Source organism: Rhodococcus indonesiensis, from assembly GCF_047782815.1.
Classification (GTDB): domain Bacteria; phylum Actinomycetota; class Actinomycetes; order Mycobacteriales; family Mycobacteriaceae; genus Rhodococcus; species Rhodococcus indonesiensis.
Genome location: NZ_CP180630.1, coordinates 440,004 through 454,447, shown reverse-complemented (window position 1 = coordinate 454,447; position 14,444 = coordinate 440,004). Strand labels below are relative to the sequence as shown.

Sequence of the window (14,444 nt, the reverse complement as noted above, 5' to 3'; positions counted from 1 at the left end):
GTCGTATGCAGAAACCGAAGTCTGTCGTTGTCCCGAGCGGAGAATCCGCACATCGGGCGGGTGTCGAGCGCCTGTTGCGCTCCTACCGCGCCATCCCGGCCGACGCCCCCGTGCGCCTGGCGAAGAAGACCTCCAACCTCTTCCGGGCCCGGGCCCGGGTGAACGCGCCCGGCCTCGACGTGTCCGGCCTCGGCGGTGTCGTCGCCGTCGACCCCGTCGCGCGCACCGCCGACGTCGCCGGCATGTGCACCTACGAGGACCTGGTCGACGCGACCCTGCCGCACGGCCTCGCACCCCTGGTGGTGCCGCAGTTGAAGACGATCACGCTCGGCGGCGCGGTCACCGGGCTCGGCATCGAGTCGACCTCCTTCCGCAACGGCCTGCCCCACGAGTCGGTCCTCGAGATGGACATCCTCACCGGCGCGGGTGAGATCGTCACCGCCACTCCCGACGGTGAGCACGCCGACCTGTTCCACGGCTTCCCCAACTCCTACGGCACCCTCGGCTACGCCACGCGCCTGCGCATCGAGCTCGAAGCGGTGAAACCGTACGTGGCGCTGCGGCATCTGCGGTTCGACACGCTCGACGAGATGCAGACGGCCCTCGACCGCATCGCCACCGAGCGGGTGCACGCCGGGGTGCCGGTCGACTACCTCGACGGGGTGATGTTCTCCGCCACCGAGTCGTACCTGACCCTCGGGACGCAGACCGACGCCCCGGGTCCGGTCAGCGACTACACCGGCGAGCACATCTACTACCGTTCGATCCAGCACGCGTCCGTCAACCATCCCCGGACCGACCGCCTCACCGTCCGGGACTACCTGTGGCGGTGGGACACCGACTGGTTCTGGTGCTCGCGCGCCTTCGGCGCCCAGAATCCCCGCATCCGGCGACTGTGGCCGAAGCGGCTGCTCCGCAGCAGCTTCTACTGGAAACTGATCGCCCTCGACCACCGCTACGGCGTCGCCGACCGTATCGAGCGACGGAAGGGGAACCTGCCGCGCGAACGTGTCGTGCAGGACATCGAGGTGCCGATCGAACGGACCGCCGAGTTCCTGCGCTGGTTTCTCGAAGAGATTCCGATCGAGCCGGTCTGGCTGTGCCCCTTGCGGTTACGCGAGGGCGGTCCGGCGGCACGCGACGCCCAGCGGCCGTGGCCCCTGTACCCGCTCGAACCGAAACGCACCTACGTCAACGTCGGCTTCTGGTCGTCGGTCCCGACCGTTGCGGGCGAGATCGAAGGCGCCGCGAACCGTCGCATCGAACACAAGGTCGCCGAGCTCGACGGCCACAAATCGCTGTACTCCGACTCGTACTACACGCGCGCGGAGTTCGAACAGCTCTACTACGGCGGTGGGGACTATCCCACCCTGAAGAAGCGTTACGATCCCGAATCCCGTTTGCTGGACCTCTTCTCGAAGGCGGTGCACAATAAATGACTACGTTGCGAGAACCACGCACGCCCGACGGCCGGCTCACCCTCGCCCAGATCCTCGAGACCGTCACCGGCGGTGCGCTGCCGGTGCGGTTCACCGCGTACGACGGCTCCAGCGCCGGCCCGACGGACGCCCCGTACGGCCTGCGGTTGACCTCCACGCGCGGCACGACCTATCTGGCGACTGCACCCGGCGACCTCGGCATGGCCCGCGCCTACGTCTCGGGTGACCTCGAAGCCGAAGGAGTCCACCCCGGCAACCCGTACGAGCTCCTGAAGGCCCTGGGCGACCTGCACTTCCAGCGCCCACCGGCACTGACGCTCGCGCAGATCGCCCGCTCGCTGGGGCTGGAGACGCTCAAGCCCATCGCGCCGCCCCCGCAGGAGCACCTGCCGCGCTGGCGCCGGTTCGCGGAGGGGCTCCGGCATTCGCGCAGCCGTGACGCCGAGGTGATCCATCATCACTACGACGTCTCGAATGCGTTCTACGAGCACGTCCTGGGCCCGTCCATGACGTACACGTGCGCGCTGTTCGACTCCGAGGCGCAGAGCCTCGAGGACGCACAGGAGAACAAGTACCGCCTCATCTTCGAGAAGCTGCGGCTGCAGCCCGGGGACCGGCTCCTCGACATCGGTTGCGGCTGGGGCGGGATGGTGCGGTACGCGGCACGGCGCGGCGTCAAGGCACTCGGCGTCACCCTGTCGCGTGAGCAGGCGGAGTGGGCGCAGAAGACCATCGCCGACGAGGGACTCACCGATCTCGCCGAGGTCCGCTTCTCCGACTACCGCGACGTGCCCGAGACGGGCTTCGACGCGATCTCCTCGATCGGGCTGACCGAGCACATCGGCGTGCAGAACTATCCGGCGTACTTCCGCCGGTTGCACGACAAGCTGCGCGAGGGCGGCTTGCTGCTCAATCACTGCATTACCCGTCCGGTCAACCGCGGTCCCGTCAAGGCCGGGGGCTTCATCGACCGGTACGTCTTCCCCGACGGGGAACTCACCGGCTCGGGGCGCATCATCACCGAGGTGCAGGACGTCGGCCTCGAGGTGCTGCACGAGGAGAACCTGCGCCAGCACTACGCGCTGACGTTGAAGGGCTGGTGCGAGAACCTCGTCGCCAACTGGGACGCGTGCGTCGCCGAGGTCGGCGAGGGCACCGCCCGCGTGTGGGGTCTGTACATGGCCGGATCCCGCCTCGGCTTCGAACGCAACGTCGTGCAGTTGCACCACGTCCTGGCCGTCAAGCTCGGCCCGGACCAGGAGCCGAACGTCCCGCTGCGTCCCTGGTGGATCGCCTGAGCGAGCCGGCCTTCACACAGAAAATGGACATCCGCACGCGTCCGGACGCGTGCGGATGTCCATTTGTGTTGCGACTGTCGGGGGTCAGCGCAGGGACGCGGGTGGGGTGAAGCGCTCGCCGTACTTGGCGGCGAGTTCCTCGGCGCGCTTGACGAAGCCCGCCTTGCCGCCGGGGTAGCCGACGATGTACTGGGCGACGCCACCGGTCCAGGCCGGGAAGCCGATGCCGAGGATCGAGCCGATGTTGGCGTCGGCGGTGGTGCGCAGCACGCCCTCGTCGAAGCACTTCTGCGTCTCGATGGCCTCGATGAACAGCATCCGCTCGATCAGGTCCTGGATCGGGACGTCGGTGGGGGCACTGTTGAACTTCTCACGCAGACCCGGCCAGATGCGGGTGCGCTTGCCGTCGACGTACTCGTAGAAGCCGCCGCCGCCCGCGCGGCCCGGCCGGCCCTCGTCGACGAGGAAGTCGACGACGGTGGACGAATCGTCCTGCGGCACCTTCAGACCCGAGGCCTCGGTCGCCGCCTCGGTCTCCTTGCGGATCTTCTGCATCAGTGTCAGGTTCAGCTCGTCCGACAGCTGCAGCGGCGGCGCCGGGTAGCCGGCCTGCGAGCCGGCCTGCTCGATCGTCGCGGGCTCGATGCCCTCGCCGACCATGCGGATCGCCTCGTTGACGAACGTGCCGATGACGCGCGAGGTGAAGAAGCCCCGCGAGTCGTTGACGACGATGGGGGTCTTACGGATCTGCTGAGCGAGATCGAACGCCTTGGCCAGCGTCGCGTCGGAGGTCTTCTCCCCGGCGATGATCTCGAGCAGCGGCATCTTGTCCACCGGCGAGAAGAAGTGCAGGCCGATGAAGTCCTCCTGCCGCGTCACACCTTCCGCGAGACCGGTGATCGGCAGCGTCGAGGTGTTCGAACCGAGCACCGCGTCCGGCGCGACGACGTCCTGGATCTCCTGGAACACCTTGTGCTTGAGTTCGGTGTTCTCGAACACCGCCTCGATGACGAGGTCCGCGCCGGCCAGATCGGCGACGTCGGCGGTTGGGGTGATGCGGGCGAGCAGCGCCGCGGACTTCTCCTCCGTCGTCTTGCCGCGCGAGAGCGCCTTGGCCTCGAGGCCTTCCGAGTACGCCTTGCCCTTCTGCGCCGACTCGATCGTGACGTCCTTGAGGATCACGTCCATGCCGGCCTTGGCGCACACGTAGGCGATGCCCGCGCCCATCATGCCGGCGCCCAGCACGGCGACCTTCCGGAAGGTGGTCTTCGGGAACGGCGTGCCGTCGGCCTGGTTCGGCCGCGACGCACCGGAATTGATGGCCTGCATGTCGAAGAAGAACGCCTGGATCATGTTCTTGGCGACCTGGCCGGTGACGAGCTCGGTGAAGTACCGGCCCTCGATCTTCGACGCGTTGTCGATGTCGACCTGCGAGCCCTCCACGGCGGCGGCCATGATGGCCCGCGGCGCCGGCATCGGGGCACCCTTGAGCTGCTTGCGCAGGTTCGCCGGGAACGCCGGCAGGTTCGCCGCGAACGCCGGCGACGCCGGGGTGCCACCGGGGATCTTGAAGCCCTTCTTGTCCCAGGGCTGCACGCCGCCCTCGGGGTTGGTCTTGATCCACGCCTTGGCGGCGGGGACGAGTTCGTCGATGCTGCCGACGATCTCGTCGATCAGGCCGATCTCCTTCGCCTTGGCCGGGTTGTAGCGCTGACCCTGCAGCAGCACCTGCATCAGCGCGGTCTGCAGACCCAGCATCCGCACGGTGCGGGTGACGCCGCCACCGCCGGGCAGCAGACCCAGCGTCGCCTCGGGCAGGCCGATCTGCACGCCCTTGACGTCGGCCACGATGCGGTGGTGAGTGGCGAGCGCGATCTCGAGGCCGCCGCCGAGGGCCGCACCGTTGATCGCGGCGACGACGGGCTTGCCGAGGGTTTCGAGCCGGCGCAGGTCCGCCTTGATCGCCTCGACCTCGTCGAAGATCTGCTGCGCGTCCTCCGGGCCGACCTTGATCATGTTCTTCAGGTCGCCGCCGGCGAAGAAGGTCTTCTTGGCGGAGGTGATCACGACACCGGTGATGTCGTCCTTCTCGGCGACGAGGCGGTCGACGGTGGCCTTCATCGACGCCTTGTACAGCTCGTTCATGGTGTTCGCGCCCTGGTTCGGGTCGTCGAGGGTCAGCACCACGATGCCGTCGGCGTCGCGCTCCCAGCCGATCATGTTGTTCTCAGTCACTGTGAATTCCCCAGTCCCTTCCGAAGTTTCAGACGCGCTCGATGATCGTGGCCACACCCATGCCGCCACCGATGCAGAGGGTGACGAGGGCGCGGCGGGCACCGCGGCGCTCGAGCTCGTCGACCATCGTTCCCATGATCATGGCGCCGGTCGCGCCGAGCGGGTGCCCCATCGCGATGGCGCCGCCGTTGACGTTGAGCTTCTCGTCCGGAATCTTCAGGTCCTTCTGGAACTTGAGCACGACGGACGCGAACGCCTCGTTGATCTCGAACAGATCGATGTCGTCCACGGTCAGGCCGGCAGCGGCGAGCACCTTGTGCGCGGCCGGGGTGGGGCCGGTGAGCATGATCGTCGAGTCCGCACCCGACGTGGCGGTGGCGACGATGCGCGCCCGCGGGGTCAGGCCCATGTCCTTGCCGGCCTGCTCGGAACCGACGAGCACCAGCGCGGCGCCGTCGACGATGCCGGAGCTGTTGCCGCCGTGGTGAACGTGGTCGATCTTCTCGACGAAGTGGTACTTCTGCAGCGCGACGGCGTCGAAGCCGCCCATCTCGCCGACCATCGCGAACGACGGCTGCAGTCCGGCCAGACCCGCGAGGGTGGTGTCGGGACGCATGTGCTCGTCGTGGTCGAGGACGGTCAGGCCGTTCTGGTCCTTGACCGGCACCACGGACTTGGCGAAGTAGCCGCCGGACCAGGCCGCCGCGGCGAGCTGCTGCGAGCGGAGCGCGTACGCGTCGACGTCCTCGCGGCTGAAGCCTTCCATGGTGGCGATCAGGTCGGCGCTGACACCCTGCGGCACGAAGTAGGTGTCGTAGTTGGTGGCGGGGTCCAGCGCCCACGGGCCGCCGTCGGAGCCCATCGGCACCCGCGACATCGATTCGACGCCGCCCGCGACGACGAGTTCGTCCCAGCCGGAGCGGACCTTCTGCGCGGCCATGTTCACGGCCTCGAGGCCGGAGGCGCAGAAGCGGTTGATCTGCACGCCGCCGACGGTGTCGGGCATGCGCGCCGCGGTGACCGCGGTGCGGGCGATGTCGGCGCCCTGGTCACCCACCGGCCCGACGACGCCGAGGATCAGGTCCGAGATGCGGTTCTCGTCCAGGTCGGGGAACCGCACGCGCAGTTCGTCGATCAGACCGGTGACCAGGGAGATCGGCTTGACCGAGTGCAGCGACCCGGTCTTCTTGCCGCGGCCGCGCGGAGTTCGGATGGCTTCGTAGATGAATGCCTCGGAGGTCACAGTGCGCAGGTTCCTTCCCGTGCTTTGCGGATGCGAGGGGCGCCAGCTCGTGACAGCCGTCACGCCCAACGTCGTCCACCCTAGGAGCCGGAGCGCCGCGGACTGAAGGACCGAACCGAGCGGAGTCCGTGACCGAACCGAGCGGACGTTCACACCCCGAGGCCGGCCTCGCGGGCCCGCACGATCGCGGTCGACCGGTCGGCCGCGCCGAGCTTGCCGAGCACGTTCGACACGTGGTTGCGCACCGTTTTCGGGCTCAGCACCAGCCGACGGGCGATGGTGGCGTTGTCGTGCCCGCGCGCCATCAGGTCCAACACCTCGCGTTCCCGGTCGGTCAGTTCCGGGAAGACCGTGGGCGCCAGGGTGCGGGAGGCGGCCATCGCGCCGATCGCCTTGGCGGCGACGGCGGCACCGACGATGACCTCGCCGTCCGCGACGGCCCGGATCGCCCGCTCCACACCCGACGGGTCCGCTCCTTTGACGAGATAGCCGCGTGCTCCGGCGCGCACCGAGGCGACGAGCGAGTCCTCGTCCTCGTGCATGGTCACCACCAGCACCCGCAACCCGGGGAGCCGTCCGAGCAACAGGCGGGTCGCCTCGATGCCCGAGCCGTCCCCGAGTTCGAGGTCCATGAGCACGACGTCGACGTCCGCGGTGATCACCTCGAGCGCCTCGGCGACCGAACTTGCCTGCGCCACCACCTCGATGCCGTCGAGGGTGCCCAGCAGGGCGACGAGGCCGAGCCGGAACACGGGATGGTCGTCGACGACGGCGACGGCGATCGCCGTGGGGGCGCTCACGACGGTCCCCACGGCAGATGCGCCGTGACGACGGTGCCGTGCGGCTGCGCCGCGGTGATCTCGACGCTGCCGCCGACGTCCTCGGCGCGTTCGCCCATGCTGTGCGTCCCCACTCCCCGTCGCGCATTCCGGTCCATCCCCCGGCCCGCGTCGCGCACCTCGAGGGTGAGCCGGTCCGCCGCCGACCGCACGCGCACGCGGCATCCGGCAGCCCCGCTGTGCCGGCGCGCATTGGTGACCGCCTCGGCGGCGATGCCGTACGCCGCCGCGACGACCGCACCGCTGCGGCCCGAGGGCACGTCGGCATCCACCTCGACGCGAAACCCGCTGCGCGAGTGGACAGCCGACATCTCCTCCAGCGCGGCGGCGAGACCGAGCTCGTCGAGCGCGGGCGGCAGCAGCCCCCGGGAGAGCTCGCGTACCCCCTCGACCTGGTGGTCGAGCTCGCGCAGCAGGGAGTCGATCAGCGGAACGGCGTCGGCGGAGTCGGAATCGACGAGGTTGCGGGCGCCCTGCAGCCCGAGCCGGATGCCGGCCAGCGACGGACCGAGCCCGTCGTGCAGTTCCCGGCGGATGGTGCGACGTTCGGCGAGCCGGGCCTCGGTGAGCCGGGCGCGGGCGGCGTCGAGCTCCTCGGAGGACCGCAGCACCACGAGGCCGGCCTCGACCACGGAGGCGAGCTCGCCGAGCGCGCGGAGGCTGCGGGGACCGAGGGTCTCGCCGGGTGGCGCCGTCACCTCGACCCGGCCGTCGCGCAGGACGACCTCCTCGCCGGGGCCGGTGGGTGTGCCCCAGCGGGCGAGCATTTCGTCGTCGCGGCGCACCGTCACGGACTCGAGTCGCAGCGCGACGCCGATGCCGGCGGCGAGGTCCTCGAGCAGTTGTCGGGGCGTCTGTGCCCCGGCGAAGTGCCGGCCGAGCCGGCGCACCGCACTCGCCGGATCGTCGCCCTCGCCGTAGACGAGAGTGTGCACGCGGCGGGTCAGCCAGGCCCGCACCGGCTGCACGGCCAGCGCCACCGCGACCGCGGCGACGGCCTGGGCCACGACCGAGCCGTCCGTCGGCAGGATCAGGGCGACGGTGACGGTCACGACGAGGTAGCCGGTGGCGAGTACCGCGACGAGGCTGCCGGCGACGGCGGCGCGGCTGACGGCGAGGTCGAGCCCCCACAATCGTTGCCGCAGCACCACCACGAGAATCGCGACCGGGTAGAACGCCTGGGTGGCCAGATGCAGCAGGGGTGTGAGCATCCACGGCAGCCCGGGCACCGCGAGCGGGATGTAGGACACGGCCATCAGGGCGGTGCCGAGCGCGAGCCAGCCCAGGCCGATGCGGTCGGAGACCGGGCCGCGCCGCCACCGGTAGGTGACGTCCGCAGCCGCGAGCAGACCGACGGTGACGACGGGCAGCACGAGCCAGCCGACGGCGGTGCCGGTGAAGGTGCGGGCCCAGAAGAACCAGGCGGTGACCGCGGCACCGGTGAGTACACCGAGACGGGCGCGCCGGTCGAGCGGTGCATCACGGACCAGCCAGGGCACCACCAGGAACAGCGCCAGGGTGCCGGGGATCCACGTGGTGCTCTGCAGGGGCGCGAGGACTCCGGCGAACGGCAGCCCGGGCCGCACCTGCGCGAGCTTCGTCCAGGCATAGCTCAAGGCCGAGAGCCCGACGCCGATCGATGCGAGCGACAGCAGCAGCGGCACCGGATGCACCCGGCGGGCGAGCACCACCCCGGCGACGGTGCCGTACACGGCGGCGCCGACGACGTCGACGAGGAAGAACAGCTGATCCGAATCGAGGCCCGGACGAGCGGCCGCGAAGACGGCGAGGGCGGTGACGGCGAGACCGCACGACAGCACGGCGACGACGGCGGCGGGCACCGGTGCGCCACCGGTGCCCGCCGCCGTCTCGGATGCGTCCGCAACAGCCATGGTGCGGTGAGTATGCCCCGCGGCCGGCCCCGTCGCGCGGCAGCCTATCGGCGTGCCCTGTCGGAGACGACGAATCCGACGCCGGCGACGAGCACCCACACCGGACCGACGAAGCCGGCCATGTACTGCAGCGGGGAGATCCCGAGCAGCGCCGTCAGGCCGCCGAGCACCACGCTCGCCCAGCCCAGCCACCGCGGCGTCGCGCCGTGGCGTAGCGATGCGGCGGCCACCGCCAGGCCGCTGACCCCCGCGCCCACCCACAACCACGGGATCGTGCCGACCCAGTGCGAGCCGACTACGGCGACCTCGGCGACCATCTGTCCCGGCTCGCTCAGCCCGAACAGCAACTCGGTGTCGAGGCCGGCGCCGAGCAGGCAGGCCGTCGCGGTGAGCAGCAGCCCGAACGCCGCGACGGCCGGCAGCAGGCTGTCGTCGGGCAGGGCGATCCGCAGGCGGCGCTGCAGGCCCGCGGCGAAGATCAGCAGCAGCACCGTCGACACCATCAGCGACAGGTGCATCACCAGCAGTTCGGTGCGTTCGCCCGCGAAGGCGTCGGCGATGGCAGGCGCGTTGCCCGCGGTGGATTCGTCGTAGGCGGCCCCCATGCCCATGCTCGCCTGGACGGCGATCACCCCGGCGAGGCCGGCGACGGCCCCGGCCCAGGCCCAGGCACTCGACGACGCGCGCCGTGCGCCCGTGCGGCTGTTCTCCGTCACGCTCGCTGTGCTCATCGGTGTCTCTCCCCTCGTCCCGGCGCGCTCTGCGCCTGACGGAGAGGCTGCTGCGCCCGGTGTCCCGGTCGCCAGGGACACCTGTCCCGTCCCGGTGGGAATTCTCCCGGACGCGACGCCGGCCGTGCGTCGGTGCGAGTTGCGCGCGTCGGTGTGGGTTGCGCGCGTAAGTACGGGCGCAACAGGCACTTTCCCGCGCCGATCGCGAAAGGCGGGGGGGTGGCCGGACGCCGCTCACACCAAGGCGGGGCCGATCACCAGCAGCGCGACGAGAGCGATCAGCGCCGAGCAACCGGCGATGGCCACACCACCGGACGGCGACTCGACGTCACCGAACAGCGGTTCGTCCTCGTCCCAGCACCACCGCGGCATCACTCAATGGAAGCGGTTCTGGCGCGCATCCGCAACGGCCGGGAAGCATTCGCCGCGAGGACCGGACAATGTGCGCCGCGCACCCCGTACCGCAGGAGTTCTTCGGGTGGTCACCGCGGTGGTTGCACGGTCAGCAGATCCCCGACGGAGCAGTCGAGCACGTGACAGATCGCGGTCAGCGTCGAGAACCGGATGGCACGAGCGCGGTCGTTCTTGAGCACCGAGAGGTTGGCGACGCTGACCCCGACGCGTTCGGACAGCGTCGCGAGGGTCATGCCGCGCTCGGCGAGCAGGTCGTCGAGCCGGCAGTGGACGGCGTGTTCGGTCTCCGGGGGCATCACACGAGCCCTTCCTGGTCGCGTGCCATCCGGTTGCCCACCCGGATCGCGATCGCCACCGCCGAGAGCACCATCGCCCCGGCGTACACCAGCCAGAACTCGGCTCCGAGCCAGCTGCCCTCGACGCCGGGGACGTGGGTGAGACCGAGATCGCGGATCGCCATGTTGGTGCCGATGATCCGCGGGAACATCGGGACCAGGGCGATGGTCAGCGCCACCCAGCCGAGGTGATAGGTGAGCCGGTAGGTGCCGTGGTCGAACATCCGGCCCTGCACGAACCGGCGCACGAGCAGGGCCAGCAGCCCCAGCACGGCCAGGTAGCTCAGCGTCTGCGCCGCGTCGCCCGTGCGCAGCAGCGCGACGGTCACCGGCGACAGCTCGGCGACCGGCAGCGAGGTGGTCACCGCGCCGTCGAGTGCCGCCTGCACACCGGACGGGGTGGGGACGGGTGCGGCAGCCTCGCCGAGTTCCATGCGCGCGGTCACCGTCGCGGCCGAGAGCTGACCGGACAGGGTGGCGACGTAGTCGGCGACGACCACCGCCGCGGTACCGGCGAACACAGCCATGCTCGCCCACAGGTCGCGCCGATCCTTCGCGGTGGGCCGGAGAACGGACACCGAAGACGTACTCATGACACCCTCCCATATCGATTATCGATACCCTATCGATAATCGATATGGGAGGCAACGTGGCCGGTGTGGCGGGACCGCACGCGGCGGATCGGCTCACGCCAGGCGGATCGGGGCGACGACGTCCGCGACGACGGTCAGCACCGTGAAGGCACCACCGGCGACGACGAACGCGTAGGTCACCGGCAGCAACCTCCCGAAGTCGACGGGCCCTGCGGCGGGCAGACCTCGCAGCCGGCGCAACCGGTTGCGACATCCCTCGTAGACGGCGACGGCCATGTGCCCGCCGTCGAGGGGCAGCAGCGGCAACAGATTGACCAGGCCGACGAACAGGTTCAGCCCGACCATCAGCAACACGAACGACTCCCACATGCCCCGTTCCGCGGCCTGGCCGCCCAGGGACGCGGCGCCCACGACACTGACCGGGGTGTCCGTATCGCGCTCGCCGCTCGCCACGGAGTGCCACAGCGGCGCCACCTTCGACGGGGCGCTCACCAGCGTCCGCACCGACGCCACGACGAGGTCCCCGGTGAACGCGAACGCGGCGGGAACGGCGGCGACGAGGTCGTAGCGGACCGGACCGGCGGCCGGTTGCGCGGAGAGGCCGATCGCCCCGACGGTCGCCGACCGCTCGGCCCCGGACCGGTGGTCGACCACCCAGCGCTGCACCGGTTCGACAGGGACCGGCACCCGCAGCTCCCGGCCCTGCCGATCGATCACCAGGTCGACGACTCCCGAACTCTGCCAGACTCTTTCGACGAGATCGCCGAATCGGTCGACGTCCTCACCGTCCACGGCGAGGACGACGTCGCCGGGGCGTATCCCCGCCGAGGCGGCCGGTCCCGGCCCGTCACACCCGGCGAGGCCGTACCCGGGCGCCGCCTCCTGCGACGGCGGGACGCACCCGACGGACTCGACCACGATCCTCGGGTGCAGGTCCGGCAGACCCCACCCGACCGCAAGCCCGACGACGAGCACCGCGGCCAGCAGAAAATTCATGCCGGCGCCACCGGACATCACAGCCAGGCGCTTCCACGTCCGCTGCCGATAGAACGCCCGTTCGTACTCACCGGGGGCCAGTTCGTCGAGTGCGGTGGTGCCGGCGATCTCGCAGAAACCCCCGATCGGGAACAGGCCGAGACCGTACTCGGTCTCCTGGCGGCGGAACGAGAAGACCGTCGGGCCGCGCCCGACCACGAAGCGGCGCACCTTCATCCCGAGACGCTGCGCCGCCCACAGGTGACCGGCCTCGTGCAGGGCGACGGACACGGCGAGGGCGAGCGCGAACAGCGCGACGCCGAGGGCGAACATCAGGGGTGATACGTCGCGTGCTCGCGAATGTATCCGCTGACGTTGCCCTCCGGGTCGCAGATCATGTCGCCCTCGAGGCACTCGGTGGTGACCGGGATGTGCCGCAGCTCGTCGGCCGGCTGCGGAAGGGTGATGCCGGGAACGAGCGGGCCGGCGTACTGGGCGGGCCGGCCCTGCGCCGGATCGGCGATCAGGTGCACCCGCACGCGGTCCTGGAGGTCGGTGCCGTCGTCGTGCACGGGCGGCACCGCATCGATCTCCGTCGCAACCCGGCGCACGACGATCGCGCCCTGGGAGTAGCCGTACAGCTCGTAGCGGGTGCGCGGCCCGCAGGCGGCCTCGGTCCGGCCGATCTCCGCCCACAGGTTCTGCACGCCGATCTGCACCGACTGGTCCATGAACGTGTCCCAGCCGAACACCCCGGCGACCATGCCCGCCGGGTACCGCACGTGCCGCACGGCGAAGTCGGGACTGTCACGGTACTGATCGGTGTAGGAGTTGAGGGGGCTGTCGGGATCGATCGAGTCCGGCGTTTCGGGACCCTTCGTGCCGTCGACGGCGAGCACCACCGTCGGCGCACAGTAGGCAGCCGGGGACGGGTCGGCATGGGCGATCGACACGGCACCGAACATCGAACCGATGGTCAGCGCGCCGACGATCGCCACCCGGACAGCGGAAAGGATCATCGAAACCGTCCTTCAACCCATGGGATCCACCCCAACGATTCCCGACCGCGTTCATAAGTAAGCACAGCGATCGTAAGCGCGCAAATCGAAAGACACGGGTGCGACGCACCGTGGTGGGCTCAACGGACGACATCGGTCAGATCCACGAAACTGTAACTCCGCGTCCGCAGACCGTCGATGATCGCGGGCAGCGCATCGGCGTCCAGGGTCGTGCCGTCGTCGGGGTTCGCGCCCACGTGCATCAGGACGATCTGCCCGGGCACGGCTGTGGTGACGACCCGTTCGGTGACCGCCCCGGCGTCGAGACCGCCGCTGGTGCCCTTCCAGCCGAGCGAGTCCACCGTCCAGCGCACCGGCACGTACCCGGCATCGTTGACGACCCGGATGTCGGCGTCGGTGCGGGCACCGAACGGAAACCGGAACAACGGCATGGCCGGACGTCCGGTCAGTGCCGTGATCGCGGCCTCGGCCGCAGCAAGATCGGCTCTGATCTGCTCGTCCGTCAGATCCGGATAGGCCGGGTGGGTGTCGCTGTGGTTCCCCACCGGATACCCGGCCGCCGCGATGGCGCGGACGCGGTCCGGATACGTCCGTGCGAACTCCCCGGTGACGAAGAACGTCGCCGGTACGTCGTACCGGGCCAGCGTGGCGAGGATGCGGGAGACGGCCATGTCGGAGGCTCCCCCGTCGAAGGTCAGTGCCGCCACCTTCTCCCCGGTGGGAATCCGTTCGAGATCGACGCCGCGCAGGGCCTCGGGCACACCGGTACGTGGCCCCGGAACGGGCACCGGGAAGGTGACGGACGGGGCGGGTGCCGGCACCTCGGACGGCGGCGTCGTCGCCGCTTCCGACGTCGGGCCGCTCGTCGCGGTGGATTCGGACGACTCGTCGGGCGCGCCGGAACCGCACGCCGTCACGACCAGGATCGACGCCGCGACGACGAGCGCTCCCTGCCGGATGTTCATGCGGACAGTGTGCCGCTCGATCCCGCCGGGTCGAGCCCCCGGGTGCGGTGGAACACCACACTCACGGCGAGGAGGACCTCCGCGGACGCGACCGCCAGCGCGGCGGCCATGAGCGGAGGCAGCGACGCGTCCGCTGCACCGGCGCCCAGCGGCACAGCGTGCCCGTGGTGACCGCCTCCCGTCCCTCCGGGGCTCATGGTGGTCAGGTGCAGCATGATCATCACGACGTTCATGACGGTGACCAGGATCCAGTCCCGCTGGTTTCCGCGCCTCCAGAGATGGCGCGCGCAGTAGAGACACCCGGCGGTCATCACGACCGTCAGGGCGGCCGACGCCGGAGACGGTGCGTGCTCCCCCAGCGCGCCGACGTGCAGCACGGCGGACGCGACGGCCAGGGCCGCGGCCGCCCGGCCCCACCACGTGGGCGTGGTGGGGCGGGCAGCCGGATCGACGGTGGACACGGCCG

14 protein-coding genes are annotated in these 14,444 nt (G+C 70.4%); 2 read left to right on the top strand and 12 right to left on the bottom strand.

What is annotated here, in order from left to right:
* The first annotated feature begins 5 nt into the window (after positions 1–5).
* Together ACM26Y_RS02100 and ACM26Y_RS02095 are read left to right on the top strand one after the other, a co-directional pair.
* The gene (locus ACM26Y_RS02100; RefSeq protein WP_289377956.1) at positions 6–1,439 is read left to right on the top strand and encodes an FAD-binding oxidoreductase; all 1,434 of its coding nucleotides are present in this window, start codon (positions 6–8) and stop codon (positions 1,437–1,439) included.
* On the top strand, positions 1,436–2,737 hold the full coding sequence (locus tag ACM26Y_RS02095; RefSeq protein ID WP_371383686.1) for a class I SAM-dependent methyltransferase: 1,302 nt from the start codon (positions 1,436–1,438) through the stop codon (positions 2,735–2,737). Before ACM26Y_RS02100 ends, ACM26Y_RS02095 begins: the two co-directional genes overlap by 4 nt.
* An 84-nt stretch (positions 2,738–2,821) precedes the next feature.
* Here ACM26Y_RS02095 and ACM26Y_RS02090 read toward each other — a convergent pair whose 3' ends face one another.
* The 12 genes from ACM26Y_RS02090 to ACM26Y_RS02035 all read right to left on the bottom strand — a co-directional run bounded on the left by ACM26Y_RS02090 (position 2,822) and on the right by ACM26Y_RS02035 (position 14,439).
* Positions 2,822–4,957 (bottom strand): 3-hydroxyacyl-CoA dehydrogenase NAD-binding domain-containing protein, encoded by a 2,136-nt coding sequence (locus ACM26Y_RS02090; protein WP_416063599.1) that lies wholly within the window; start codon positions 4,955–4,957, stop codon positions 2,822–2,824.
* A 43-nt stretch (positions 4,958–5,000) separates the two neighbouring features.
* Positions 5,001–6,215, bottom strand: a complete 1,215-nt coding sequence (locus ACM26Y_RS02085; protein ID WP_003935381.1) for an acetyl-CoA C-acetyltransferase — start codon at positions 6,213–6,215, stop codon at positions 5,001–5,003.
* A 149-nt stretch (positions 6,216–6,364) separates the two neighbouring features.
* Positions 6,365–7,027 (bottom strand): response regulator, encoded by a 663-nt coding sequence (locus tag ACM26Y_RS02080; RefSeq protein WP_416062527.1) that lies wholly within the window; start codon positions 7,025–7,027, stop codon positions 6,365–6,367.
* Positions 7,012–8,946: a sensor histidine kinase gene (locus tag ACM26Y_RS02075; RefSeq protein ID WP_416062526.1), complete on the bottom strand. Its 1,935-nt coding sequence runs from the start codon at positions 8,944–8,946 to the stop codon at positions 7,012–7,014. The genes ACM26Y_RS02080 and ACM26Y_RS02075 overlap by 16 nt, the downstream gene beginning before the upstream one ends.
* Before the next feature lie 44 nt (positions 8,947–8,990).
* A complete protein-coding gene (locus tag ACM26Y_RS02070) occupies positions 8,991–9,677 on the bottom strand; it encodes a hypothetical protein (RefSeq protein ID WP_003935384.1) in 687 nt (228 codons plus the stop codon).
* 234 nt (positions 9,678–9,911) lie between these two features.
* Entirely contained in the window at positions 9,912–10,049 is a 138-nt protein-coding gene (locus ACM26Y_RS02065; protein WP_416062525.1) for a hypothetical protein, read from the bottom strand.
* A gap of 110 nt (positions 10,050–10,159) precedes the next feature.
* Positions 10,160–10,387 (bottom strand): helix-turn-helix domain-containing protein, encoded by a 228-nt coding sequence (locus ACM26Y_RS02060; protein WP_003935385.1) that lies wholly within the window; start codon positions 10,385–10,387, stop codon positions 10,160–10,162.
* Positions 10,387–11,019: a hypothetical protein gene (locus ACM26Y_RS02055; protein WP_235157172.1), complete on the bottom strand. Its 633-nt coding sequence runs from the start codon at positions 11,017–11,019 to the stop codon at positions 10,387–10,389. Before ACM26Y_RS02055 ends, ACM26Y_RS02060 begins: the two co-directional genes overlap by 1 nt.
* A gap of 93 nt (positions 11,020–11,112) precedes the next feature.
* A complete protein-coding gene (locus ACM26Y_RS02050; RefSeq protein WP_416062524.1) occupies positions 11,113–12,327 on the bottom strand; it encodes a M50 family metallopeptidase in 1,215 nt (404 codons plus the stop codon).
* Positions 12,327–13,013 (bottom strand): cutinase family protein, encoded by a 687-nt coding sequence (locus ACM26Y_RS02045; protein WP_003935388.1) that lies wholly within the window; start codon positions 13,011–13,013, stop codon positions 12,327–12,329. Before ACM26Y_RS02045 ends, ACM26Y_RS02050 begins: the two co-directional genes overlap by 1 nt.
* Before the next feature lie 119 nt (positions 13,014–13,132).
* Positions 13,133–13,978 carry a polysaccharide deacetylase family protein gene (locus ACM26Y_RS02040; RefSeq protein ID WP_416062523.1) on the bottom strand — a complete coding sequence of 282 codons (846 nt, stop codon included), beginning with the start codon at positions 13,976–13,978 and terminating at the stop codon, positions 13,133–13,135.
* The gene (locus ACM26Y_RS02035) at positions 13,975–14,439 is read right to left on the bottom strand and encodes a hypothetical protein (protein ID WP_416062522.1); all 465 of its coding nucleotides are present in this window, start codon (positions 14,437–14,439) and stop codon (positions 13,975–13,977) included. Before ACM26Y_RS02035 ends, ACM26Y_RS02040 begins: the two co-directional genes overlap by 4 nt.
* Positions 14,440–14,444 lie beyond the last annotated feature (5 nt).